This is a genomic window from Halorubrum amylolyticum, from assembly GCF_004114995.1.
Classification (GTDB): domain Archaea; phylum Halobacteriota; class Halobacteria; order Halobacteriales; family Haloferacaceae; genus Halorubrum; species Halorubrum amylolyticum.
On the sequence record NZ_SDJP01000001.1, the window covers coordinates 339,381 to 365,213 of the forward strand.

Consider the following 25,833-nt stretch of genomic DNA (forward strand, 5'->3'; position numbering starts at 1 on the left):
AACTCAAAAACCACCGGCGCCGCTCGCGGTCCGGTGCCACCGCGGCGCCGCTCGCAGCCCGATGCCACCGCAGCGCCGCTCGCAGTCCGGCGTCGTTGCCGCGACCGCACCGACAAACTACTTATCGGGTCGGCCGTAATCGCACCTATGCGACGGGTTCTCACCGTCTCGTTCGTCGCGGCCGCGATAGCCCTCCTCTCGATCGGCGTCGGCGGGGCCGTCGCCGCCGGACCGGCGGCCGCGATCCCGGGAGACGCCCCGGCCAGCGCGACCGCCGCGGAGTGCGACGCCGGCGCCGGGACCGACACCGTCGGCTGCTGGAACGGAACGCACTACGAGGAGGCGCTCGCGTTCAACCAGACGGACGGGCTGACCGAGTCGGAGTTGGAGGAGCTGACCCACCTGACGATGGCCCGCGTCGAGCACGTCCGCGAGCGCCCCTTCCGCGAGGACGTGCCGGTCGAGACCGTCACGCGCTCCGAGTTCACGAACGGCTCCGCGAGCGGGGGCTCGGGCGGCTCCGAGCCCGAGTACCGACGCTGGAACGACCAGGTGTGGAAGGCGCTGTTCGTCGTCGGCGAGGACGGGAACGCGACCGACGCGATCGACGGCGTCTACGGCGGGGCAGTCACCGGGTTCTACTCGCCGGGCCAAGACCGGATCGTCCTCGTCGTCCCGGAGGGCGAAGACCCCCAGATCGACCCGTCGACGCTGGCGCACGAGCTGGTCCACGCGATGCAGGACCAGTACCACGACCTCACCCGACCCCGATACGTCGGCGCCACGCAGGACGCCGACCTCGCGGTGGACGGGATCGTGGAGGGCGAGGCGGTCCACGTCGAGGAGGCGTACGACGCGCGCTGCGCCGCCAACTGGACCTGCCTCGCCCCGCCCGACTCCGCCGGTGGGGGCGGTGGGCCGGCGTCCGACTACAACTTCGGGATTCTCCAGACCGTGCTCCAGCCGTACGCCGACGGCGCGCTCTACGTCGAGGAACTCGTCGACGAGGAGGGGTGGAGCGCCGTCAACGAGACGATGAACGCGCCGCCGACCGCGACCTCGGAGGTGATCCACCGCGAGCCCGACTACGAGACCGGCGAGGTCGCCTTCGAGGACACGGCGACCGGCGGGTGGGAGACGTACTCGGACCGAGGAGTCAACGGTTCCGACACCGCCGGCGAGGCGTCGATGTTCGTGATGTTCTGGTACCAGAGCTACGAGTATCGCCACGCGGTGTTGGACCCGGACGCGACGATTCGGGAAAATGTGCAGATCCACACGCAGCCGGACGAGCGGCTCCGGACCCGCGCGAACTACAACTACGCCCACGAGTCCACCGACGGCTGGGCGGGCGACGAGCTGTACCCCTATCGGAACGACGGGAACGCCACCGCGGGCGGGAACGCCACCGCGGGCGACGACGCGAACGCCACCGCGGGCGACGACGCGAACGCGACGGCCGGCGACGACGCGAACGCGACGGCCGGCGACGACGGCTACGTCTGGGTGACCGAGTGGCAGACGGCCGCGGACGCGACCGAGTTCCGCGAGACGTACCTGCGCATGCTGACCGCCCACGGCGGCGACGACTACGCCGAGGGCGAGGTGTACGAGGTCGCTGACGGCGACTTCCGCGGGGCCTACGGCGTCGAGCGGAACGGGACCACCGTGACGATCGCGCACGCCCCGGAGCCCGCCGACGTGCTCGACCTCCGGCCCGACGCCGACCTCGACCGCCCCTCCACCGGGGACGACGCGGACGCGACCGACGGCGACGACGGGACCGACGGCGACGACGGGACCGACGGCGACGACGGGACCGACGGCGACGACGCGGACGTGACCGACGGGAGCGACGCCGACGGGGACGACGACCTCGGCGGCGACCCCGACGGCTCTCCCGGTCCCGACGCCGCCACCGACGACGGCGTACCCGGATTCGGCCTCCCCGTCGCGGTCGTCGGCCTGCTCGCGGCGGTGACCCTCTTCGCGGCCCGCGTGCGGCCCTGACGGCGGTCGGTCGCGATCGGTATCGTCCGGAGAGACGCCCCCGTCCGACCCGGGTGGCTTTTCCTCCCCCGCGGCCGAACCGTCGGGCATGACCGAGTTCGACATCGTCGACGCGGCCGCGATCCGCGATGGCCGGGCGACCGACGCGTACTTCGAGCAGACCGAGACCGCCCTGGAGCACGCGGGGCGGAACCCCCGCGTCGTCGCCGAGGTCACCGCCGATCAGTTCCCCGACGGCGACTTCGAGCTGTTCGCCGGGCTGAAGGACGCGGTCGCGCTCCTGGAGGGACGCGACGTCGACGTCGACGCGATCCCCGAGGGGCGCCTGTTCGACGGCGGCCCGGTGATGCGGATCGAGGGACCGTACCTCGCGTTCGGGCGGCTGGAGACCTCGCTGTTGGGCTTCCTCTCGCACGCCTCCGGGATCGCGACCGCCGGGCTCGACTGTCGGGTCGCGGCGCCGGACTCGCAGGTGCTCTCGTTCGGCGCGCGCCACGTCCACCCGTCGATGACCGCCGCGGTCGAGCGCTCGGCGCTCGTTGCCGGCCTCGACGGGTTCTCGCACGTCGCCGCCGGCGACCTGATCGGCCGGGAGGCGTCGGGGACGATGCCGCACGCGCTCGCCATCTGCTTCGGGCGTGGCGAGCAGGAGGCGGCGTGGCGCGCCTTCGACGAGGGCGTCGACGAGTCGGTCCCGCGGATCGCCCTGTGTGACACCTACTCCGACGAGGTCGACGAGGTGTTGCGTGCGGCCGAGACGCTCGGCGACCGGCTCGACGGCGTCCGGCTCGACACCACCGGCTCGCGCCGCGGCGACTTCAGACACATCGTTCGGGAGGTCGGGTGGGAACTGGACGTTCGCGGCCACGACGAAATCGACGTGTACGTCTCCGGTGGTCTCGGTCCCGGCGACCTCCGGGGGCTCCGCGACGTGGTCGACGGCTTCGGCGTGGGCGGCTACGTCTCGAACGCCGACCCGGTCGACTTCGCGCTCGACGTGGTCGAGGTCGGGGGGGAGCCGGCCGCCAAGCGCGGCAAGCTCTCCGGCGCGAAGGACGTGTACCGCACCGCCGACGGCGCCCACGCGGTCGGGCTGGCGGACCGCTCGGGTCCCGAGGGCGCCGAGTCGCTCATGGAGCCGGTGATCCGGGGCGGCGACGTGGTCGACGACGACGCGTTCGACATCGACGCCGCGGCGGAGCGCGCGATCGCCGACGCGGAGGCTGTGGGGTACGGGGCGGAGTAACGGAGCGGCTGAAAAGCGGGTCGTTCGTGCGGGTCGACTACAGCTCCTCGACCGCGCCGCCGTCGGCGCGCTCTCGGAACACCTGCCCTTCGATGAGGGTCACCATCGTCTCCTCGTCCTCCCACGCGTTCGGCGCGAGCTTCGCCTTCCGGCAGGCGCGCGAGAGGAACTCGGCGCCGGACCAGCCGTTCTCGACGGGGACCGTCGGGTAAAGCCAGCCGTGGGAGTTGCCGCCGTCGACGGCGACGCCGTGGGTGCCGACCTTCAGGTCGGCGAGGGGGTCGTTGGTGAGCACCGTGTTCGAGACGATGAACACGGAGACGGTGATGTTGTCGAGCTCCTTCGGTTCGACCTCGGAGCCACAGGAGTCGTCGGAGGCGGCCTTGATGGCGGCCTCGACGATGGCGTGGCCGAGCTGGTCGGAGGTCTCCCACGCGCCGGCGCAGCCGCGGAGCCGCCCTCTCCCCCTCGTGGACTCCAGCCGGACGAACGCCCCAGTGCGGGCGTAGAACGCCTCGCGCATGCTCCCGGGTTGTTCGCGCTGCCCGTGTCGGACGAACGACTCGACCGCCTCCCGCGCGAGTTCGACCGCTCGTGCACCGTCGTCGTACGACAGCTGAACGGTCTGAGCCTCGGACATGATAGTCCCTTACGTTGCTGACGACTTGAACGCTTCCCTTGCGAACCCGGCCGCTCGCGCCCTCGCGACGGGGGGATCTGGGACGGCGCGGATCGGTGTCGCCGCCGGCGACCGCCGCGGTCTCTCGCCGACCGAACCCCTTATTCACGGGCGTCGGCTAGACGGGAACGGACAGAGGGAGCCCGACTCCCGTGCCGCTGGCATGAGGAAAGTCCCCCCACCGGCCGGACAGGCGACCGGGCACACGCCCGGAGTCGGAGACGGCTGGCTCTGGAACAGCAACGACACCCCCCGCCCCGACCGATGATCCGCGCGAACCGACCCGCAAGGGAAGGGAGTTAACCCGGTGAGGGCGCGTGGCTTCGCCACGTTGGCGTGGCTTCGCCACGTTACAGACGGGCGGGAACGGATGGAACGGCGAATCCTCGCCGGTGCAAGTCCGCGCCACAAGGTAGTCCGGCCACGGCGCGGACGCTCAGCCGAATGTCGGGACGAACCGAAGGGGGCTTACTCCCCTCAGTCCGCTCTCGCTCGTGAGCGACCGGTGTCTCCGTCGGTGTCGTCGCCCGTGAGATACGTCGTCGCCGTCGGCGACCCACGGAGACCGGGTCCCGACGCCGACGGGCCTACGCCACCCGAACCGTCCGCGTGGCCCGCACCGGCATCAGCGGGAGGTCGGGGAAGACGACTTCGACGACGAACTCCAGCTCGGCGGCGTCGGGCGGCCCGAACACGCCGACCGGGACCGTCGTCTCCCCGTCGAGGTACGTCGTCGTCGCGGTCATCTCCACGTCGTTGACGGTAACGCGGACGCCCGCGCGAGCGCTCCCGGAGACGGCGGCCACGGCGACCTCGCGCATCTCGTTTTCGCCGGCGGCGATGGCGTCGGGGAAGTCGCCCCAGTCGACGTCGATCCGGGGGCAGTCCCCCGCGGCGTCGACGATGCGCTCGGCGACGGAGCCGCTCATGCCGGCGTTCTCCAGTTCGCTCGCGCCGGCGTCGACGACCTCGGCGGGCGAGGTGAGCCCGGCGTCCGCGAGCCGCTCGGCGCGGCCGGAGCCGACCCCGTCGATCGCGGTGAGCGCGACGGCCTCGCGGGAGACGCCGTGCTCGACGCGCGCCTCGACCCGGCACGCGAGGTTGGCGGCGCGGGGCCCGGCGAAGCGGTCGAGGAACTCCGAGAGCGCGGCGAGCAGGCGGAGCGCGTTCTGCCGGATCACCCACGCGTCCGAGCGCAGGTCCGAGGGGATCGAGTCGGCCATCCCGGCGAGCAGGATCGCGAACACCTTGCGGTGGCCGTCCTCCAGGTCGGTGTCGCGGCCGTCGAGGACCCGGTCGATCGCGTCCGACTCGGCCGACCGCGCCGAGACCGAGTCGAACTCGCCGGCCGACGCGACCGTCTCCAGTACCGAATCGACCGTCAGCGTCTCCCGGTCGGCGAGCCGCCGGAAGCGGCGCGCGGTGTCGAGCCGCAGGTAGTACTTCGAGGCGAGTCTCCCCAGCGCCGTCGGCTCGATCGCGAGGTCGTCGTCGGCCGCGACGAACCCGTCGTCGACGAGCGATTCGAGGGTGTCGCGGACGCGGTCGCGGAGGGTGGCGAACTCGTACTCGTCGGGCTTCGACTCGGCGCGGACGTAGTAGAAGGTGGTCTCCAACCACTCCATCACGTCTTCGAGCCCGCGGATGGTGCCCATCGCGATCTCGGCGTTGAGGTGCGATTCCAGTTCGGCGGCGAGCCGCGATTCGATCTCTTTGCCCTCCTTCAGCAGCGTGCGGTACTTGTCGGCGTCCGCGCGGTCGCAGACCACCCAACCGTACCCCACGTCGTCGTAGCCGGGGCGGCCCGCGCGCCCGAGCATCTGGAGCACGTCGAGCGGCGATATATCGGTCTCGCCCTCCAGCGGGTCGTGGTACTTCGTGTCACGGATGACGACACAGCGCGCCGGGAGGTTCACCCCCCACGCCAGCGTCGACGTCGAGAAGAGGAACTTGATCTTCCCCTGCTTGAACCACTCCTCGACGCGGTCGCGGTCCTCCTTCCCGAGTCCGGCGTGGTGGAAGCCGACGCCGTCGGTGACCGACTGGCGGAGGGTGTCGTTGGTCAACTCCTTCGCCTCGTTGTGGAAGTCGTAGTCGCCCCGCGAGTCGATCGGGATGTCGCGGTCGGTGATCTCGTCGCGCGCCTTCTTGGCGGCCTGTACGGTGTCCTGTCGCGAGGAGACGAACACGAGCGCCTGCCCGTCCTCGCGTACGTGCGGCTCGGCCAGATCGAGCGCGCGGTAGAGTCGGCGGTACTTGTCGGCGAAGGCGTTCGACCCGTGCGAGTACGTCTTGACGCCCGTTTCGAGGTCGACCGGGCGGTACTCCTCGCCGAACTCGTAGGTCGTCTCCGCGGGCGCGTCGAGCCACTCGGCCACGTCCGCGATGTTCGGCATCGTCGCCGAGAGCGCGACGACGCGGGGGTCCTGCAGGCGGCGGAGCCGCGAGACGGTGACTTCGAGCACCGCGCCGCGCTTCTCGCTGTCGAGCAGGTGGACCTCGTCGATGACGACGCAGTCCACGTCGGTGATGAACGAATAACGCCCGGAGTCGTGTTTCCGAGTGGCGCTGTCGGCCTTCTCCGGGGTCGTCACGAGCACGTCCGCGCGCTCGGCGCGGCGGGGGTTGAGGTCGCGCTCGCCGGAGACGACGTACACGGAGTAGCCGAGCTCCTCGAACCGCTCCCACTCGCTCTCCTTCTCGTTGGTGAGCGCGCGGAGCGGCGCGACGAAGAGCGCCGTTCCGCCCTCCGAGAGGGTCTTGCAGATCGCGAGCTCGGCGAGCGCGGTCTTTCCGGAGGCCGTCGGCGCCGACGCGACGACGTTGTGGTCGGTCTCCAAGATCCCCGGCAGCGCCTCGCGTTGCATCCGGTTGAACTCCTCGAACCCGAAGGCGTCGGCGAACTCCGGCACCGCGTCCGCGACCTTCACGCCGCACCACGCCCGTGGGCGACTCGACGGCGACCGAGAGTCGTTCGCATCACGTCGAACGGGGGGCTTCAAGCGCAAAGGCGTTTCTCATGTGGCCGGCCCGACCGAGGCGGGCGGTGGGGACGGTCGGTCCGTCCCGTCCGGCTCGCCGGCGACCCCGAGCGTTTACGTGACAGCGGGTCGACCGCCCGGTATGATACCGTCGTCGCCGGTCGTCATCGGTGCCGCCGCCGTGATCGTCCTGCTCGTCCTGCTGGTCGTCGTGCGCCGCCTGCGCGCCCCCTCACCGGACGCTCGCGAGTCAAAACGGGCTCACGAGGCCGCACAGGCGCGCGAGCCGCCGGTCGAGATCGGCGAGACGTACGAGTTCGGCGTCACCGAGCTCACCGACCACCACTCGGGCGAGGAGGTCGCCGTCGGCAAGGTCGAGGGGTTCGTCGTCTTCACCGAGGACATCCCCGGCGACGTGGCGAAGGGCGACGTAATCCGGGCGAAGGTGCTCTCCTTCAACGACGGCCGCACCTCCGCCGACGCGACGTTCGTGACGAAGGCGTAGCAAGACCGGGTGTTCGGTCGAACGGGAGCGGTCGCGATCCACCTCCGCTCCGAGCATGAGGTTCATACGTCATGGCGACGAAGTGGTTTCGTAATGGCTCAGGCCGGGAATCAGGACCTCACGGAGCGGTTCATTCAGTTCTACCGTAACTACTACCGTGAGGAGATCGGACAGCTTGCGCAGCGATACCCCAACGAACAGCGCTCGCTGTACGTCGAGTACGACGACCTCTACCAGTTCGACCGCGACCTCGCCGAAGACTTCCGCACGAAACCGGAGCAGATGCGCGAGTACGCCGAGGAGGCGCTGCGGCTCTACGACCTTCCCGCGGACGTCAGTCTCGGGCGCGCGCACGTCCGGATCGAGAACCTCCCCGAGAGCATCGACATTCGCGGCATCCGCGTCCACGACGACCACATCGGCAAGCTCGTCTCGATCAAGGGCATCGTCCGCAAGGCGACGGACGTCCGCCCGAAGGTGACCGAGGCCGCCTTCGAGTGCCAGCGCTGCGGCACGATGACGTACATCCCCCAGAGCGACGGCGGCTTCCAGGAGCCCCACGAGTGTCAGGGCTGCGAGCGACAGGGCCCCTTCCGCGTCAACTTCGACCAGTCGGAGTTCATCGACTCCCAGAAGCTCCGCATCCAGGAGTCGCCCGAGGGGCTCCGCGGCGGCGAGACGCCCCAGAGCATCGACATCGACATCGTCGACGACATCACCGGCGAGGTGAGCCCCGGCGACCACGTCACCTGCGTCGGCGTCCTCCACATCGAGCAGGTCGAACAGGGCAACGAGAAGTCCGCCATCTTCGACCTGTACATGGACGGCGTCTCCATCGGTATCGAGGACGAGGAGTTCGAGGACATGGACATCACGGAGGCGGACAAACGCGAGATCATCGAGCTCTCTAACCGCGACGACATCTACGACGCGATGGTCGACTCCATCGCCCCGGCCATCTACGGCTACGAGGAGGAGAAGCTCGCGATGATCCTCCAGCTGTTCTCCGGCGTCACCAAACACCTCCCCGACGGGTCGCGGATCCGCGGGGACCTGCATATGCTTCTCATCGGTGACCCGGGTACAGGGAAGTCTCAGATGATCAGTTATGTCGAGAATATTGCCCCAAGATCAGTTTATACTTCAGGAAAGGGATCATCTGCCGCAGGACTGTGTGTCACCGGCGATACGAAAATACACACTTCAGACGGGTTCGTACCGATCCGCGAGATCGCGACAGAGTATCATACGAAACCGGTCGATGTGGAGACGAGTAGCACCGCAGAACACGATCTCTACACCTTCGATCGAGCGTCTGGAAGGATCGATCTCACCGAAAGTTCCCACGTCTGGCGGATGCCGGAGAAGCCGTGTCGGCGAATCGAGACCGCGCACGGAAAGGATCTCGAAGCATCTGTCAACACGCCCGTCCTCGTCTGCGACGAGAACGGGATCGAGTGGAAGTCGATCTCGGACGTCGACGCTGGCGACCACATCGGGGTACCGAAGTACACCGACATCGATCGTTCGTCCCCACCAGTCCGTGAGTACGTCGAATTCACGGAGGAGAAGATCAAGCCGACGGCTGAATCGGTTGAGTTCCTTCGCGACGAACTCACGGAAGAGTTCGGAACGCTCCGCGACGCCGCAGCCGAACTCGGCCTTTCCGAGGACTTCGTGTACGACACGCTCTCAAATCGACACATACCACTCGATAAATTAGACACGGTTCTCGCGGCGATCGGTACCGCTATCGATGATATCGACATCGATCGTGTGATGCTCCGCCACGGCGGCGGAGTTACGATACCCGATGAGTTCGACGCGAATCTGATGTATTTGATCGGACTCGTCTTCGGCGACGGTGACGTGATGGTTTCCCGTCGTGGTGGAAATCGCGGTCACGTCCGTATTTCGAACTCCGACGAGGAGCTGCTGGAACGTGCCGCAGACATCATCGAGACGAAGTTCGGCAAGTCTGTCGATATCGAGTATCAGGAGGATCGTGTTCCCTGTGTTCGACTTCACAGTGCGACGGTTGCCCGTTTCTTCAGCAACGTCGGCGTCGAGTCGCCAAAAGACGATATCGCCCTCGATCCGAAGCTCACGACCGCCGAACACGCCGACGCCTTCCTACGGGGCCTGTTCGATGTTGACGGATCCGTGTGTGGACGCGATAACGGGGGATCCAGCGTTCAGTTTTCGACCGTCTGTAGCGAACTCGCCGAGCAGGTTCAGCTGATGTTGGAAACGTACGGCGTACGGTCTCGGACACGCGAGCGCGATCGCCGCGGGACCTACAAACGTGCCGACGGCCACGAGATCGAGTCGACATCGGTTCAAACGCATCTAGCAATATACGGGAAGGAGCTCGATCGGTTTGCCGGCCAGATCGGATTCCGGTCGACGAACAAGTCCGGTGCGTTGGACAAGATTGTCAACGACGCACCTCGACGCGGCGAATTCCTGCCTATCGGTAGTACTCTCGCTCGTGCCGATGGAGGCGCAGGTGAATACTGGCAGAATCTGAACCGTGGCGAGGACCCGAGTCGCGATCGGACTCTCTCGATGATCGATGACCTCGATCTCGGTGATGTTGGCCCCGTCGTAGAGGAGGTAGCCAACGCGGATCTCGTCTGGGACGAAGTCGTTGACGCCGAGGACACCGGCGAGAAAGAGGTGTTCGACCTAACGGTTCCGGACACGCACAACTTCCTCGGGAACGGACTCGTGACACACAACACCGCTGCGGCGGTCCGCGACGACTTCGGCGACGGCCAGCAGTGGTCGCTCGAAGCCGGCGCGCTCGTGCTCGCCGACAAGGGGATCGCCGCAGTCGACGAGCTCGACAAGATGGACTGCGTCACCGGTGACACGCTGGTCTCGCTCGCCAACGGACGCGTCGAACGCATCGACGAACTGGCACGAGAGGCCGCCGAAGACGGCGAGATCGAGGAGCTCTCGAACGGCCGACGAATCCGCGGCGTCGACCTCGACGTCTGGTCGATGGACGAGGACGGGCGGCTGGTCGAGCGTCCCGTCTGCTCAGTCCACGAGTACGACGCGCCGTCGGAGCTGACCCGCGTGACGATGGAGACCGGGGAGTCGCTGACCGCGACGGCCGATCACCCGTTCTTCGTCCTCGACGACGGGGAGCGCGTCGAGCGCGAGGCGGCCGCGCTCGACGCGGGCGACTGGGTGTACGTCCCTCGTGCGGTTCCGACGAAAGCCGCGGACGGCGCCGGAGCGGTGACGACGGAGAACGGTGCCGCCGACGCCGAGTTCGCCGATACCGGATCGGCCGACGACGGAGAAGGAGTCGACACCGCGATGGCGAGCGTCCTCGGGTACCTCTCCGGCGACGGGAACGTATATTACGACCGCGAGGAGGGCGTCTACGGCGTCCGGTTCACCAACACCGACGACGAACTGCTGGCCGACTTCGAGCGGGCGGCGCGGGAGGCGTTCGGCGCGGAGCCGGTTCGCCCGCCAAGCGAAAAGGGTGAGGGCGGCGTCGAGACGGTCCGCGTCACCGGAAAGGGGTACGCGGACGGCGTCCTCGAGGCCGGGATGAATCTCGGTCGGTACGACGAGAAGTGCTTCCCGACCCCGGTTTCGACCGGAAACCGCGCGGCGAAGGCCGCGTTCGTCCGCGCGCTCGCGGACAGCGAGGGCCACGTCGACGAATCGGCTGGCAACGTTCGGATAGCGTCGGCGAGCCGGGGCCTGCTTCGAGGCACGCGGACCCTCCTCTTACAGTTCGGCGTGTCGAGCCAGTTGCAGCGTCGCGGACGAAACGGAGGCCGAGATGTGTACTACCTCACGGTGACCGACGCCGACTCGCTCGGGGCGTTCCACCGTGCCATCGGATTCACCGCGACTCGGAAGGCGGAGGCGCTCGACCGAGTGGTCGAGGCCGCCGACGGCGACCGCACGATCCTCGACGTAATTCCGGAGGTCGACGACACCCTCGCGCGGTGTCGCGGGTCACTTCGGCTTCACCAGAGCGAGTGCGGGCTCGACGCGGGCACGTATCACGACTTCGAGAGTGGAACTGCGAACGTGTCACTCCATCGAGCGTGCCAGATACTCGCCGCATTCGAGGACAGACTGGAGGCAGCAGCCGAGGACCGCCGCGCGCTCGATGGAGAGCCGACGTGGGAACTTCTCACCGAGATACGCGATCGGTACCACGTCTCCCAGTCCGAACTCGCCGAGGGAACGGCGCTGTCACAACAGCAGATCTCCCGCGAGTGGGGCGAGAGCAGCGAGGTTCGCCGCACCGTGATCGGCCGACTGCGAGAGGTCCTCACGGCGGTCGCCGAGACCGACCTCGGTGACCTGCGAGAGTTCGTCCGCGGAGACGTGAAGTGGCGCCGGGTCGAGTCGGTCGAGACAGTCCCGACGGAGTCGACCGAGCACCGCCGCGAGGTGCTTCGCCAGCGGCTCGCGGACGTACTCGGCGGCCCCGTAGAAACCGTTGAGCGACGCGCTCGGAACCTTCTCGAACGGGATCCGATCGGGGAAACGCGAGAGGAAAAGGTGGGGGCGCTCGACGCGTACGGCGTCAGTCAGGCCGACGTCGCGTCGTCGCTCGACGTGGATCAGGCGACCGTCTCCCGGTGGCTGTCCGGATCGGTCGAGACTGACCGGCTCGGCGATCTCCGCGAAGCGATCGGAGGCGAAGTCGACGCCGTCAAGCAGGAGCTGCGCTCGCTCTTCGCTCGGATCGAGGACGGACGGACCCCGAAGGTGTACGACCTGACCGTCGAGGGGACGCACAACTTCGTCGCGAGCGGCCTCGTCGTCCACAACTCCTCGGACCGCTCCGCGATGCACGAGGGGCTCGAACAGCAGAAGATCTCCGTTTCGAAGGCGGGGATCAACGCGACGCTGAAGGCGCGGTGTTCCCTGCTCGGCGCCGCGAACCCGAAGTACGGCCGGTTCGACCAGTACGAGCCGATCGGCGAGCAGATCGACCTCGAACCCGCGCTCATCTCGCGGTTCGACCTGATCTTCACGGTGACGGACAGCCCGGACCCCGAACACGACTCCCGGCTGGCGAAACACATCATCAAGACGAACTACGCGGGGGAGCTGAACACCCAGCGCGAGGAGCTGGCGAGCTCGGAGTTCACCTCGGATCAGGTCGCGGAGGTGACCCAAGAGGTCGCCCCGGAGATCGACGCCGAGCTGCTCCGGAAGTACATCGCCCACGCGAAACGCTCCTGTTACCCGACGATGACGGAGGAGGCGAAGGAGCTCATAGAGGAGTTCTACGTCGACCTGCGCTCGAAGGGCGCGGACGAGGACGCCCCGGTCCCGGTCACCGCCCGGAAGCTGGAGGCGATGGTGCGGCTCTCGGAGGCGAGCGCGCGGGTCCGGCTCTCGGACACCGTCGAGCGCGAGGACGCCGACCGCGCGACCGACATCGTCGAGTCGTGTCTCAAGGACATCGGCGTCGATCCGGAGACGGGGCAGTTCGACGCCGACGTGGTCGAGACGGGTACCTCCAAGAGCCAGCGCGACCGCATCAAGAACATCAAGGGGCTCATCGCGGACATCGAAGAGGAGTTCGAGGAGGGCGCGCCCGTCGACGAGGTGCTCGACCGCGCCGGCGAGATCGGGATGGACCCGGGGAAGGCCGAAGGGGAGATCGAGAAGCTCCGGACGAAGGGCGAAGTGTACGAACCCAAGCAGGGTCACCTCCGGACGACGTAGATGGACCGGATCTCCGCGATACGGAACGTCGAGGACGCGCTCCGCGCGTTCGAGAGCGGCGACGCCGACCTCGCCGACACCGAGCGGCGCGTGGCGGCGGTCCTCCGGACGTACGCCACCGAGTTCGACGGCGACGACGACGTGTTCCGCGCGGTCGGCGAGGAGCCGGTCGACGGAACGATCGTGGTCGCGCCTTCGGCGCCCGCGGCGCGAGAGCGCGTGCTCGCGCTTTCCGGGGAGGATAGTTTAGGAGATTCGACAGATATTGACACCGGCTCAGTCCCCGAATTCGACGTGGAACGAGTGTGATCGCCGTATCAGTTCGGAACCGATAAGTTTCAGAGTCGATCAGGCGCGTTCGTGCTGCTGGTCGTGACGTATTCGACGGCGGCTCGCACCGGCCTCCGAAACCTGTGTCGCCGCCACGAGGAGACGGTCGCGCGACGGTTCGGGCGGGCGGCGCTGCTCGACGGGACGGTGTACGCCGCGTTTCTCGCGCTCCGACTGCGCGAGTCGCACGGCGGAGACGTACAGATCGAACGGACGGAGCCGTTCAACGAGTTCGTCGCGCTCGACGACTCGGTCCGCGAGGCGGCGAGCGCGTACGCGAACCGCGACGCGAAGGCGACGCCGTACGCCGCGTTCGCCGCCGGGACGGACCACCCGGACCCGGACTCGATGCGGGGCGACGAGCTGTGACCGGTGCGGGAGGACGGCGCGATCGGGTGGAGCCCGACGAAGCGCCCGAGAGCGACGAGAGCGCGGTCGTTCCCGAGCCGGCGGCCCCAAAGCCGGCGATCCCAGAGCCGGCCGCCGTGATCGGTCGCGTGCCGACGGGGGCGAGCCTCCGGCGCGAACTCGCGGCGGCGGCCCGGACGCTCGGGTTGTCGTCGTCGATCGAGGCGGAACTGATCGAGGTCCGCGAGCGCGTCGCGGCGATCGAGGTCGAACCGGTCGACCTCGACGCGGCCCGGCGCCGGGTCGCGGCCGCGAGCGGCGAGGAGGAGCGGCTGAAGGAGCGCGTCGCGGCCCTCCGCGGGGCCGTGCAAGCGCGCCGAGAGATCGAGGCGGAGACCGACGAGGCGCTCGGCGACCTGGAGTCGGCGGCCGCGGAGCTGTCGGCCGCACAGAGCGAGCGGATCGCGGCCGAGCAGGCGCTTCAGCGCGCCCGCGACCGGGCTGCCGACATCCGCGACGCCCGCGAGCGGCGGCTCGAACTCCGGGATCGCCTACGGAACCGACGCCGGGACGCGCGCCGAGAGCTCGCGCGGGAGATGCACCCAGCGTTCCGCGACGCGCTATCGGTCGTTCCGGGCGCCGATCCCGCCGACGCCGGCGCGAGGCCCGCGGCGTACGACGGCCCGCCTCTCGCGGCGTCGCTGGCGGCGGTTCGGATCGCCGACCTCGACAGGCCGGTCGCGTTGGGCGAGGAGGCGGTCCGCCGGATCGCCGACCGCCGCCGATGCCCGCCGGAGGCGGTGGTCGACGCCCCGGTCGTCCGACCGCACGGGCCGCCGCGGGCGTGACGACGGGTCACAGGTTAAGTGCGATGCCGCGGACACCGGGCGTATGGACCTCACCTGGAGCGTCGACCGCGAAGGCGGCGTGTCGCTGGTGCGGTGTCGGATTCGCAACGGCGACGCGGTCGGGCGACGCGTTCGGATCGAGAGCCTGCTTGACGGCCCGGTGCTCCCGCCGCGCCGGGCCGGGGCGCCGGAGGTCGGCTGGGACGAGTCGGGCGTGACGCTCCGCCTGGAGCCGGGCGAGCGACGGGCGATCGGCTTCGCGGCCCGCGCCTCGCCGGCGAACCCGCCGGTAGAGATCCGCGAGGTGGAAACGGTGGAACCGGCGGCGGGCCGTCCCTCGACCGAACGAGCGGCGGAAGGGGCGGCGTCGGCGACGGCCGAAGCCCTACGGAACCTCGGGGACCACCGTCCGCCGAGGGACGGGGTCGTCGGGGGAGAGGTTGACATCGGGAGAGGAGTGGACGTCGGCGACCGAGGCGGGGCGACCGAGGCCGACGGCGCGGACGGGACGGGCGGCGAGGACACCGGACCGCCGACCGATCGAGGCGCCGGTGCCCCCGCCGGCGCCGACACCGACGGGGAGTCCGGCGTCGAAGCGTGGCTCCACGGGATCGAGGCGCGGATCGGGCGGGCGGAGCGGCTGACCGACGCAGACCTGGCGACCGCGACGGAGGCGGTCGCGGAGGCGGGCGGGCTCGGAGGGGTCGCCGGGCTCGACGAGCGCGTCGCCGCGGACGCGTCGCGGCTCCGGGAGCTGAGCGAGCGCGCGTCGACCCTTGCGACGCGCGCGGAGGCGACAGACGCGCCGGTCGAGGCGCTGGAGCGGCTCGCGTGATCCTCGCGGTCGCCGGCGGGAAGGGCGGCGTCGGGAAGACGACGCTCGCGTACAACGTCGCCGCCGCGCTCGACGCCGTCGTCGTCGACGCCGACCTCGGGATGGCGGATCTGCCCGGCGGCCGCGGACCTGACCTCCACGACGTGCTCGCCGGCGAGGCCGACCCGATCGAGACGCTGCGCGCCGGTCCGGTCGACGTCGTTCCCTGCGGTCGGACTCTCGCCGGCGCGCGAGCGGCCGACCTCCGGCGGCTCGAAGCCGCGGTGGCGACGATCGAGCGGGAGCGCGGTACCGTCGTGCTCGACTGTCCGGCGGGGCGGCGCGCGGACGCCGGCGTGCCGCTCGCGGTCGCGGACGCCTGCCTGCTCGTCGTGTCGCCGCGGGCGTTCGCGCTGGCCGACGCGGTCCGGACCCGGGAGCTCGCCCGCGAGCTCGACGCCGGACTCGTCGGCTGCGCGGTCAACCGAGTGACCGAGGAGCCGCCGACCGACGCGATCGCCGACGCGCTCGGAGCGCCGGCGGCCGTCGTCCCCGCCGACCCGCGCGTCGGGCGCTCGGTCGTCGACGAGCGACCGATCGTCGACGGCGCGCCCGACAGCGCCGCGGCGGAAGCGGTCCGGGAACTCGCTCGGCGGGTCCCCGCTGACGGGCGGTGACGCCGTGACGACCCTCGGTGCCCCGCCTGACCGCGAAGTCACGTCTTTTTACCGCTCCGGAACGGACCCGCGGACGATGCTCACGGTCGCCTTGCTCGTCGGGGTCACCGTTCTAACGTTTCTCGCCGTCGAGATCGGTCCGCTGTACGCGGCCGACCGGTTCCGCGACCTCCGGGAGCCGACCCCCGCCGAGCGCGGTCGCCTCGACTACCTCCGCGAGACCGCCGGGCTCGACGTCGATCGGATCGCGATCGAGTGCCGCGATGGGGGCGAAGTCGGCGGGGACGAAGCCGACGGGGACGACCCCGGAAGCGACAGCGTCGGCCGCATCGAGGTGGCGGTCCGCGGCCCGCCCCGTCGGCGCGTGCTGTTCCTCTCGGAGGCCGTGCTCGACGACGTGGACGAGGACGTCGCCATCGGCCTCCTCGCGGCCGAGGCCGGCCGCGTCGAGACGTACTACGGCGAGTTCCGGGCCGTCTCGGTCGCGGCGGTGGTCGGCGTGTTGGCGGCAATCGTCACCGCGACGGTGGCGTTCGACGCGGGGTTCGCGTCGCTCGTCGCCGTCGGGCTCGCTGCCTTCTGGGTCGGACGGCGGGTGCAGTACGCGGCCGACGACCGCGCGGCGGACGCGGTCGGCGCGGGCCGGGTCGCCGACGCGTTCGAGCGCGTGGCGGCGATCCGCGGGGTCGAACCGGAGACCGGCGACTGGTCGACGTGGTTCGAGGTGCAGCCGCCGCTCGGCGATCGGATCGCGGCGCTGCGGGAGCGAGCGGGGTCGGACGGGGCATCGTAGCCTCCCTCTCGACGGAAGCCGGGTGGAACGCTTACCGGACGGGCTCGGCGACGACCGCCGTCGCGTCGACGCTGACCTCGTAGTCGGCGACGGACAGCGAGACGCCGAGGTCGGCCCCGGAATGGCTGGCCACGAGCGCGTCCAGCGCCTCCAAGTCGATGTGATCGTAGAGGAGGATCCCCGCCTCGTCGGCGAGATCGATCGGGTCGACGCCGGCGGCGCCGGCGACGGCCTCGACGACGGCGTGGCTCGGCGCCGGACCGTCGTCGTCGCCGTGTTCGACGCGGACCGCCTCCGAACCCGACTCGCCGCCCGGGGAATTCGACGTTACGCTGCTCATATCCGGATCGGCGTCGAACGCCCGTATAAAGGATCGCACACGTCTATCGGTATTGAAATTTTCAGCGACGAGCGAAACACCGATGCCGGAGCGATAGCCACGCGGTACCATGGCACTCGAACGCGCCGAAGCGGGCATCGCCACCGGAGCCGACGGCGACGCGTTCGGGTTCTTCTTCGCGTGAGTCGCGCGCGGCGGATCCGTACCGCGGCGGGACGGTGAAACCGGGGGGATCGGCCGGCGTCGCGGCGACGGAGACGGAAACATCCCGTTCGCTCGCCCCGCGACGGCGACGTGCCGGAACCGTTACCAACCAGCCAGACGCCTATAGAGATAACTCGAATGCGACTCCCGGAACGACAGCTCGCGGTCCTCGAGGCCGCGAGCGCGACGGACGAACGGACGATAGACGAGATCGCGGCGGAGACCGGCCTGAAGCCCGAGACGGTCACCGGCGCCGCCTTCGATCTCCGCGACGAGGGGCTCCTCTTCGTCGCCGAGACACCCTCTGAGACCCTCGATCTCGCCGACGAGGGCCGGCGGTACGTCGACGACGGGCTCCCCGAGACGCGGCTCTATCACGCCGGGCTCGCGCTCGGCGCCGACGAGGACGCGGTCTCGATGGGGCAGGTCATCGGCGAGGCCGGCCTCGACGGCCCAGAGGTCGACATCGCGCTCTCGAACTTCGCGCGCAAGGGCTTCGGATCGATCGACTCAGGCGAGCTGACCGTCGATCCGGACGCCGACCCCGACGCCGACCCGGAGGCGGCCGCGCTCGCGGCGCTCGCCGACGGCGACGACCCCGCGGCCGACGAGTCCGTTCTCGACCAGTTCGACTCCCGCGGGCTCGTCGACCGCGGCGAGTCGGTGACCCGATCGGTGACGCTCACCGACGACGGCGTCGACGCGCTGATGATGGGCATCGAGGCGACGGAGACGGTTTCGGAGCTCACCCCGGATCTGCTCGCCAGCGGCGAGTGGCGCGACGTGGAGTTCTCCGAGTACAACGTCGAGGCCGACGCGCCGACGACGCGAGGCGGACGGAAGCACGTCCTCCGCCGGACCGCGGACCGCGTGAAGGACGTGCTCGTCGGGATGGGCTTTCAGGAGATGGAGGGACCCCACGCCGACAGCGACTTCTGGATCAACGACTGCCTGTTCATGCCGCAGGACCACCCGGCGCGGACCCACTGGGACCGGTTCGCGCTGGACGTGGACCCGATGGAGGGGATTCCGGACGAGCTGATGGCCCGCGTCGAGGCGGCCCACCGCGACGGGTGGGGGATCGACGGGGACGGTTACCACTCGCCGTGGTCGCAGGACTTCGCCCGCGAGGTCGCCCTCCGCGGCCACACCACCTCGCTGTCGATGCGCTACCTCTCGGGGATCGCGGGCGCGGAGCTGGAGCCCCCGCAGCGCTACTTCTCCGTCGAGAAGGTGTACCGCAACGACACGCTGGACCCGACGCACCTCCTCGAATTCTTCCAGATCGAGGGATGGGTGATGGCCGAGGACCTCTCGGTGCGCGACCTGATGGGCACCTTCGAGGAGTTCTACCGGCAGTTCGGGATCACCGATATCCGCTTTAAGCCGCACTACAACCCGTACACCGAGCCCTCCTTCGAGCTGTTCGGCGAACACCCCGAGACGGGCGAGGAGATCGAGATCGGCAACTCGGGCGTCTTCCGCGAGGAGGTCACCGGCCCGCTCGGCGTCGACTGCGACGTGATGGCGTGGGGGCTCGCCTTAGAACGGCTCGCCATGCTCACCACCGGCGCGGAGGACATCCGCGACCTCCACGGGACCTTGGCCGACATCGAGTTCCTGCGGGACGCGGAGGTGAGCTACTGATGCCCGTCGTCGACATCGACACCGACGAGCTGCGCGGGCTCACCGGCCGCACCGACACGAGCGACGAGGAGTTCGCGGAGGACCTGTTCGGGCTCGGGTTGGAGTTCGAGGGGGAGACCGACGACGGACTCCTCCAGTTCGAGTTCGCGCCCGACCGGCTCGACCGGCTCTCCGTCGAGGGCGTCGCGCGCTCGCTGCGCTACCACAACGGCGACGACCGCGGCGTCTACATCCCCGAGACGAACGACCCCGAGTGGAGTATCGAGGTCGACGAGTCCGTCCCCGACGAGCGCCCGTACGTCACCGGCGCGGTGGTCCGCGGCGTCGACCTCGACGATGGCGCGCTCGATTCGCTGATCCAGCTGCAGGAGAAGCTTCACGCGACGATGGGGCGCGGCCGCGCGAAGGGTGCCATCGGCATCCACGACCTCGCGATGGTCAAGGGCGCGCCGCTGCAGGAGGGGTCGGAGCCGTCGATCACCTACCGCGGCGTCGACCCCGACGGCGAGGCGTTCGTCCCGCTGGACGCGAACGACGAGCTGACCCCCGCCGAGGTCTTGGAGGAACACGACACGGGCCGGACGTACGCCGACCTCGTCGATGATCTGGAGCGGTACCCCGCGATCTACGACGAACTCGGTCTCTTTTCGTTCCCGCCCGTGATCAACGGGAAGCGGACCGAGGTGACGACGGGCTCTCGCGAGCTGTTCGTCGAGCTCACCGGCACCGATCAGTGGACGATCGACCGGATGTGCAACATCATCTGTTACGCGCTCTCCGCCCGCGGCGCGACGATCGAGGCGGTCACGGTGAACTACGCCGACGGCGCGACCGCCCCGAGCGAGTACGGCGCGGAGCTGGTCCGCCCGAACCTCGACACCGACGAAAAGTCGGTGAGCCACGACCGGATCGAGACGCTGCTCGGCGTCGACTTCGAGCCGGAGGAGGTCGTCGACTGCTTCGAGCGCGCCGGCCTCGACGCCTCCTACACCCTCGACGAGGACGTGACCTACCAGGTGGAGATCCCGCCGTACCGCGTCGACGTGCTTCACCCCCTCGACCTGGTCGACGACGTGGGGCGCGCGTACGGCTTCGACAACCTGGAGCCGCGCTACCCCGACGTGGGGACGGTCGGGGGTCGCCACGAGCGCTCCCGGCTGGAGGACGCGGTCCGGACGAGTCTCGTCGGGCTCGGCTTCGAGGACCTGCTCAACTTCCACATGACGAGCGGGACCGAGAACTACGACCGGATGAACGTCGAGCCGGGAACCGGCGGCGCCGCGGTCGCCGAGGGCGACGAGCCGGGCGTCGGCGTGTTCGGCGGCGGCGACCCCGTCGGGATCACGGAGCCGTACAGCGAGGAGTACACCCAGCTCCGCACGTGGGCGCTCCCGTCGCTCCTCATGCTGCTCGAACGCAACACCCACAACGCGTACCCGCAAGACGTCGCGGAGGTCGGCTTCGCGGCCGAGCGCGACGAGACGGAGGACACCAACGTCGCCGAGCGCCGCCACGTCGCCGGCGCGGTCGCCCGCCGCGACGCCTCCTACGAGGCCGCGAAGGGCCGCCTGCAGGCGGTGTGCGACGACTTCGGCGCGGACCCGGAGACCCCGCGCACGGAGCACCCTTCCTTCATCGACGGCCGGACCGCCGCGGTCGTGATCGACGGCGAGGCGGTCGGCGTGATCGGTGAGGTCCACCCCGCCGTGCTCGTCGAACACGGCCTGGAGGTGCCCGTCGCCGCCTTCGAGTTCCACCTCGACGCGCTCCAGAAATAGGGACTCAATCTTGGGGTTGCCGTCGGGCGTTTATACGGCGTTGATGTCGGATCGACGGTGAACACCTCCAAAGTCCTAACTGCTCGGCGAAACGCAACTGACACCTCTACCGGAGACACCTCCAAAGCCCCAGCCGGTGAGGCGGGCGTACGCTCGCTGCGGTCCTCAGTCGCTCGCGGTGCTCGCTCCTTGCGGTCCTTACGCCGCCTACGCCCGCCTCACCGGCTGCCCCTTTGAGTCCCACCCGCCCGCAATCGCACCGCAGCCTCACGCCTCCCCAGCCTCGTCGGTCGCCCTCCGCGTTGCTTCGGGCGACCGACTCCCTCGCGCGTGCTCCTCGCGCCCGGTGGGCGCTCGGAGGCACACGCCACCGCACCACCGCGTTTGTTTAAAAACCGTCTCGCTGCCGACGAGTCCTCTCGATCACCCCTCGAACCCGTCTTCCCACCGGAACGTGCCGTTGCGCTGGACGACCTCGCCGTCGATCTCCAGCCGGGAGTCCTCGCTCACGTCGCTGATCATGTCGACGTGGACCGCGCTGTCGTTGCCGGACTCGCCCTCCGGTAGGCAGGCGTCGTAGGCGCGGCCGACCGCGAGGTGGACCGTGTCGCCCATCTTCTCGTCGAAGAGGATCGAGTCGGTGAAGCGGTCGATCCCGCGGTTCATCCCGATGCCCAACTCGCCGAGCCGGCGAGCGCCCGCATCGATGTCGAGCACGCTCGCGAGCGCGACCTCGCCGGCGCCCGCCGAGAAGTCGACGACCTCGCCGCCCTCGAAGACGAGGTGCGCGTCCCGGACGCGGGTCGCGTCGATCGTCATCGGCACGTCGAAGAACGCCTCGCCCTCCGTGTCGTAGGGGGCGGTGAACACCTCGCCCGAGGGGAGGTTGTGGGAGTCGTACGCCACGGAGGCGGCGGAGTTGACCGCGGTCCGGCCCGCGATCGACATCGCGATATCGGTGTCGGGGGCGTCGTCGCGCTCGGTGACGATCCGGACTTCCTCGCCCGCGTCGAGGGCGTCCTTCATCGCCGCCATCTCGTCGGCGAGCGCCTCCCAGTCGCGGCACACGGCGTCGTAGACGAACTCCTGATACTCCTCGTAGGCCATCCCGGCCTGCTGGGCGAGCGAGCGCGTGGGGTGGACCGTCGACACCCAGTCGGTGTCCATCCGCGCCTCGCGCACCGCCTGCCGGGCGGTCGCGTACGCCCGCCGGGTCTCGCTCGACACGTCCGCCGTCGCGGTGGTGTTGCGGCCGCCGCCGATCCGGAGGTAGGCGTCGGCGGCCTCGAACAGCGCACGCTCGACCGCGGGGTCGTCGTCGAAGCTCGGCGCGCCGTCGCCGTCCTCCGCTCCCGCCTCGGAGCCCTTCAAATACGCCCGCGAGACCTCGGCCGACCCGTACAGCGTCGTGACGTTCGCCCCCCGCTCGCCGAGCGCCTCGGCGACCGCGACGCCGAGCTCGTGGGCGTCCTCTGCGACGCTCACGACCACGTCGTCGCCGGCCTCGACCCGCGCGCTCCAGTCGACGAGCACTTCCGCGTGCTCGCGTACGCGTTCGTCCATGCCGAGGGGTCTCGGCCGGCCGGTAAAAATCCCTCCTCGTCGGCCGCACATGGGGTCTCGTCGGTGCGGGGTCTCGCCGCGCCGGGGGTCCGACGTCTCAATCATCGCCGTCGTCAGCGAAACCTGCCCCGGTGCCGGTCGCTTATGTGCGCGGACCCGAAGAGGTAGGACATGAACGAGGAGTCACCCGCGGACAGACGCTCCCCGGTCGGCGAGCCCGTCGTCCGGTCGGACCCGGCGGTGACGGGCGAGCGCGCCGCCGAGGCGGTGGGGTTCGACCCCGACGACCCCGACAGCGTCGCCGAGGCGGCCGAGACGGTCGCCCGCTTCGCGGCCGGCGACGTCGGCGACGACGACCACGTACTGATGCTCCGAGGGGCGGCCGCCTGCGCCGCGCTCGTCCGCGGCGTCGGCTCGTACAAGGCGGCCGCCGAGCGCGCCGGCGACGACGTCTCGGTGGCGTTCATCCGCAAGTGGGCCCGCGTCCACGACCTCCCGCAGGCGATCCGCAGGCAGGTCGCGAGCGGGCGGATCGCGCCGAGCGCGGCGAAACACGTCGCGCGCCTCGGCGGCACCGACCGCTACCTGCTGGCGTGGGCGACTATCGACGGCGACCTCACGGTCCGGGAGGTCCGCTCCGTCGCTTCCGCCGTCAACGACGGCAGCGACGTCGAGGCCGCGGTCCGCGAGGCGGGCGTCGAGCTCGGCCACGTCGAGATCGGGCTCCCGCTCGACGCCTACGTGGAGCTCAGGCGCCGCGCCTCGAACCGGAACGTCGACCCCGGTGACCTCGTCGCGGAGGCGCTCGACGACTACTTCGCCGAGTCGGACGCGGCGTAGCGCTCCGATCCGGACCCGTACCCCGCCGCGAACCGGCTGACTGCGGCCGCGATCGCCTCCCGCCCGCGCTCGACCTCCGCCCACGCGATCGTCTCGTCCGGGTAGTGCGCCTCCGTGATCGTCCCGGGTCCGAGCAGGACCGTCGGGATTCCCGCCGCGACGTAGTGCCGAGAATCGGCGCCGTAGGTCGCGCCGGTCGGCTCCGCGTCCGGCAGGCCGGCCTCGACGAGCCCCGCCCGCGCGGCCTCGACGATCGGCTCGTCGACGGCGATCTCCGCGGGCTCGAACTGCACCGAGAACCGCTCGAACGTCGGCAGGTGCTCGCGGAGCCACGGGTCGTCGGCGACCACCTCCTCCAGCCGCGCGCGGAACGTCTCTTCCACCTCGTCGACCGTCTCGCCGGGCGCCACGCCGATCCGGAACTCGGCGGTCAGCGTCGCCGGCACCGTCGACGCCCACGAGCCGGCCTCGACCGTTCCGCAGACGACGGGCCACGGCACCGAGAACTCGCCGTACAGAGGGTGTTCGACCGCCTCGCCGCGCTCCGTTTCCAACTCCGCGAACGCCTCACGGATCGCCTCGAACCGCGGGAGCACGTCCTCGCCGCGCCAGCGCGTGGCGGCGTGGGCGCTCCGCCCGGTCAGCGCTATCCGCGCCATCAGCGACCCCTCGCAGGCGACCACGGGACGCAGCTCGGTCGGCTCTGCGACGATCGCCGCGTCGCGCTCGAAGGGATAGGGGTTCGCCAGCGCCGCGGTCGCGGCCCCGTACCCGCCGTCCTCCTCGCCGGCGACCGCCTCGACGACGACCCTGAGCCCAGCCTCGGGCAGGTCGACCGCGCCGGCGGCGACCGCCTCCCGCACGTCGAGCGCCGCGCCGACGCACGCCGCGACCCCCGATTTCATGTCCGCGGCGCCGCGGGCGGTGAGGGTCTCGCCGGCGCCGTCGTCCCCCTCATCGCCGCCGGCCTCCCCCCACACCGGCTCGAACGGGTCGCTCGACCACTCGGCGGGCTCGGCGGGCACCACGTCGATGTGGCCGTTCAAGACGACCGTGGGGGCGTCGTTCCCGGGGTCGATCGCGTCGTCGCCGGCCGTGTCACCCTCGTCGGCTCCGGCCCCGCCGAGCGCGAGCACGCCCGCGACGCTCTTCCGGCCCGCCACGTCCGCCTCGTCGAGATCGTCCGGGAAGGAGGGGTGGCCGGCGAGGAGCTCCGGATCGGCGTCCCACGCGTACGTCTCGAAGCCGAGCGCGTCGAGCTCGGCCGCGACGAAGTCGGCGGCGGCCGCCTCCTCGTCGGCCGTCGAGGCGAACCGACAGAGGTCGGCGGCGGCCGCCTCCTCGTCGGCCGTCGAGGCGAACCGACAGAGGTCGGCGGCGAACGCGCGCATGTCGAAGTCCATGCGGTCGGCGACGGCGGCACTCCGGAAACCGTTTCGGATCGGCGAGCGACCCACTCGCCGCAGGCGGTTTCTAAACGTTTATCCGTGGTCTCGCCGTACGGATTCGTGTCTGGGCCGGTAGCTCAGTTAGGGAGAGCGTCCGGCTTTTAACCGGACGGTCGGGGGTTCGAATCCCTCCCGGCCCGTATACCTTACGGCGAGGATTTCCGGAACTGCGTTGTCGTCGGCGAAGCTGATTTCGAGCGAGAACGTCTGGGTGTGGCCGTCCTATCGGACCATCGGATGTGACTGATCCTCGCTTACGAGTCAACTACCGCGTTGACGCGTCGGACTACGGCCGCACCCATTGGGGTGAGTTCGTACGCCTGAAAACGCGGGTTCACACCGATTGTCCGCACGTAGCCGGTTTCAGCGAGTGTGATCAGCCGTGTGCGTACGTACGGGCGCGATCGATCGAATCTCTCCGCGATCTCCGACGCGTTGCTACTCTCGCTTTTAGAGAGACACCGCAACACGATCAGATCAAACGAATTCGTGATGGGTATCACACATCCAAGTAGGTACTAACAGTATATACCAATAACGCTCTCGATAGACGATATCCTCTGACGAAATCCCCGACACACAACCGCAGCTCAGTTCGCACCGAGACCGGACCAGAACGTCGTTTACACACCTCGATCTGGAACTTCAGTTCCGGCGTGCCGCCCTCCGGCACCACAGTCGCTCCCCCAGTCCCGCGCTACTTCTGTTCCGCCAGTTTCCGCTCGATCAGCGCTTCAAAATCGATGTCATCATTCTCGTACTCCGCCCGGTGACTCGCCGCGATTCGTCCGCGTTCGGTGATCTCGTAAAGTCCGCTGTTCGGGGCCGGTCCAACGCGTTCGAGCAATCCGTAATCTGCCAGCACCGGCAGGCGTGTGTTCACGTATGACCGGTTTTTGTCGAGGTGTGCCGCGATGTTGATGGCATTGTTTCGCCTCCCGTTAGACAGAATTTGTAGAATTTCGAAATCAGTTGGGACGGTGAGCCGCATTACCGGTCGTTCATCGCGAGCCACTATATTCCTTGTGAACGGAGGAGAGAAATTTCACATGTAGAGACGC

Annotated in this window: 20 protein-coding genes, 1 tRNA gene and 1 other RNA gene; 15 read left to right on the forward strand and 7 right to left on the reverse strand. The window is 69.7% G+C overall.

The genetic code is table 11. The annotated features are described in order from the left end of the window. The first annotated feature begins 147 nt into the window (after positions 1-147). Positions 148-2,010, forward strand: a complete 1,863-nt coding sequence (locus ESO89_RS01620; protein ID WP_128903934.1) for an Hvo_1808 family surface protein — start codon at positions 148-150, stop codon at positions 2,008-2,010. Between the two features lie 88 nt (positions 2,011-2,098). Further along, positions 2,099-3,256 carry a nicotinate phosphoribosyltransferase gene (locus ESO89_RS01625; RefSeq protein WP_128903935.1) on the forward strand — a complete coding sequence of 386 codons (1,158 nt, stop codon included), beginning with the start codon at positions 2,099-2,101 and terminating at the stop codon, positions 3,254-3,256. A 37-nt stretch (positions 3,257-3,293) separates the two neighbouring features. On the opposite strand, the gene ESO89_RS01630 is transcribed toward ESO89_RS01625, so the two are convergent. Continuing rightward, complete coding sequence (locus ESO89_RS01630) at positions 3,294-3,896, reverse strand: TIGR00296 family protein (RefSeq protein ID WP_128903936.1); 603 nt, start codon at positions 3,894-3,896, stop codon at positions 3,294-3,296. A 170-nt stretch (positions 3,897-4,066) separates the two neighbouring features. Here ESO89_RS01630 and rnpB point away from each other — a divergent pair. After that, an RNA gene (gene rnpB / locus ESO89_RS01635) (RNase P RNA component) lies at positions 4,067-4,418 on the forward strand. A 104-nt stretch (positions 4,419-4,522) separates the two neighbouring features. Here rnpB and ESO89_RS01640 read toward each other — a convergent pair. Further along, the gene (locus ESO89_RS01640) at positions 4,523-6,865 is read right to left on the reverse strand and encodes a DEAD/DEAH box helicase (protein WP_128903937.1); all 2,343 of its coding nucleotides are present in this window, start codon (positions 6,863-6,865) and stop codon (positions 4,523-4,525) included. A gap of 193 nt (positions 6,866-7,058) precedes the next feature. Between ESO89_RS01640 and ESO89_RS01645 the strand changes: the two genes are divergently transcribed. From ESO89_RS01645 to ESO89_RS01680, 8 genes are all read left to right on the forward strand, one after another. Next, on the forward strand, positions 7,059-7,421 hold the full coding sequence (locus tag ESO89_RS01645; protein ID WP_128903938.1) for a hypothetical protein: 363 nt from the start codon (positions 7,059-7,061) through the stop codon (positions 7,419-7,421). A gap of 93 nt (positions 7,422-7,514) precedes the next feature. After that, a complete protein-coding gene (locus ESO89_RS01650; RefSeq protein ID WP_128903939.1) occupies positions 7,515-13,142 on the forward strand; it encodes an LAGLIDADG family homing endonuclease in 5,628 nt (1,875 codons plus the stop codon). Next, complete coding sequence (locus ESO89_RS01655; RefSeq protein ID WP_128903940.1) at positions 13,143-13,451, forward strand: DUF7854 family protein; 309 nt, start codon at positions 13,143-13,145, stop codon at positions 13,449-13,451. A 51-nt stretch (positions 13,452-13,502) separates the two neighbouring features. Then, entirely contained in the window at positions 13,503-13,841 is a 339-nt protein-coding gene (locus ESO89_RS01660; RefSeq protein WP_128903941.1) for a DUF7855 family protein, read from the forward strand. Beyond that, positions 13,838-14,668, forward strand: coding sequence for a DUF7856 family protein (locus tag ESO89_RS01665; RefSeq protein WP_128903942.1), 831 nt, complete (start codon positions 13,838-13,840; stop codon positions 14,666-14,668). The genes ESO89_RS01660 and ESO89_RS01665 overlap by 4 nt, the downstream gene beginning before the upstream one ends. Before the next feature lie 43 nt (positions 14,669-14,711). Beyond that, positions 14,712-15,503: a DUF7857 domain-containing protein gene (locus tag ESO89_RS01670; RefSeq protein ID WP_128903943.1), complete on the forward strand. Its 792-nt coding sequence runs from the start codon at positions 14,712-14,714 to the stop codon at positions 15,501-15,503. Continuing rightward, entirely contained in the window at positions 15,500-16,159 is a 660-nt protein-coding gene (locus tag ESO89_RS01675; protein ID WP_128903944.1) for a nucleotide-binding protein, read from the forward strand. Before ESO89_RS01670 ends, ESO89_RS01675 begins: the two co-directional genes overlap by 4 nt. Positions 16,160-16,235: 76 nt before the next feature. Continuing rightward, positions 16,236-16,952 carry a M48 family metalloprotease gene (locus ESO89_RS01680; RefSeq protein ID WP_128903945.1) on the forward strand — a complete coding sequence of 239 codons (717 nt, stop codon included), beginning with the start codon at positions 16,236-16,238 and terminating at the stop codon, positions 16,950-16,952. Between the two features lie 31 nt (positions 16,953-16,983). Here the strand turns inward: ESO89_RS01680 and ESO89_RS01685 are convergent, their stop codons facing one another. Continuing rightward, complete coding sequence (locus ESO89_RS01685) at positions 16,984-17,292, reverse strand: HalOD1 output domain-containing protein (protein ID WP_128903946.1); 309 nt, start codon at positions 17,290-17,292, stop codon at positions 16,984-16,986. Positions 17,293-17,634: 342 nt separating this feature from the next. Here ESO89_RS01685 and pheS point away from each other — a divergent pair, with 342 nt between their 5' ends. Further along, complete coding sequence (gene pheS / locus ESO89_RS01690; protein WP_128903947.1) at positions 17,635-19,143, forward strand: phenylalanine--tRNA ligase subunit alpha; 1,509 nt, start codon at positions 17,635-17,637, stop codon at positions 19,141-19,143. Then, on the forward strand, positions 19,143-20,921 hold the full coding sequence (pheT, locus tag ESO89_RS01695; protein ID WP_128903948.1) for a phenylalanine--tRNA ligase subunit beta: 1,779 nt from the start codon (positions 19,143-19,145) through the stop codon (positions 20,919-20,921). Before pheS ends, pheT begins: the two co-directional genes overlap by 1 nt. 423 nt (positions 20,922-21,344) lie before the next feature. Here the strand turns inward: pheT and ESO89_RS01700 are convergent, their stop codons facing one another. Continuing rightward, positions 21,345-22,484 carry an aminopeptidase gene (locus ESO89_RS01700; protein WP_128903949.1) on the reverse strand — a complete coding sequence of 380 codons (1,140 nt, stop codon included), beginning with the start codon at positions 22,482-22,484 and terminating at the stop codon, positions 21,345-21,347. 171 nt (positions 22,485-22,655) lie between these two features. Between ESO89_RS01700 and ESO89_RS01705 the strand changes: the two genes are divergently transcribed. Continuing rightward, entirely contained in the window at positions 22,656-23,324 is a 669-nt protein-coding gene (locus tag ESO89_RS01705; protein ID WP_128903950.1) for a DUF7119 family protein, read from the forward strand. On the opposite strand, the gene ESO89_RS01710 is transcribed toward ESO89_RS01705, so the two are convergent. Next, on the reverse strand, positions 23,297-24,727 hold the full coding sequence (locus ESO89_RS01710) for a M20 family metallopeptidase (protein WP_394345363.1): 1,431 nt from the start codon (positions 24,725-24,727) through the stop codon (positions 23,297-23,299). The genes ESO89_RS01705 and ESO89_RS01710 overlap by 28 nt on opposite strands. Positions 24,728-24,838: 111 nt before the next feature. Here ESO89_RS01710 and ESO89_RS01715 point away from each other — a divergent pair. Next, positions 24,839-24,912: transfer RNA gene (locus ESO89_RS01715), tRNA-Lys, on the forward strand. A 114-nt stretch (positions 24,913-25,026) separates the two neighbouring features. On the opposite strand, the gene ESO89_RS19325 is transcribed toward ESO89_RS01715, so the two are convergent. Together ESO89_RS19325 and ESO89_RS01725 are read right to left on the reverse strand one after the other, a co-directional pair. Continuing rightward, positions 25,027-25,275, reverse strand: a complete 249-nt coding sequence (locus ESO89_RS19325; RefSeq protein ID WP_128903951.1) for a helix-turn-helix domain-containing protein — start codon at positions 25,273-25,275, stop codon at positions 25,027-25,029. Positions 25,276-25,469: 194 nt separating this feature from the next. Next, a complete protein-coding gene (locus ESO89_RS01725; RefSeq protein WP_128903952.1) occupies positions 25,470-25,763 on the reverse strand; it encodes an ArsR family transcriptional regulator in 294 nt (97 codons plus the stop codon). Positions 25,764-25,833: the final 70 nt, after the last annotated feature.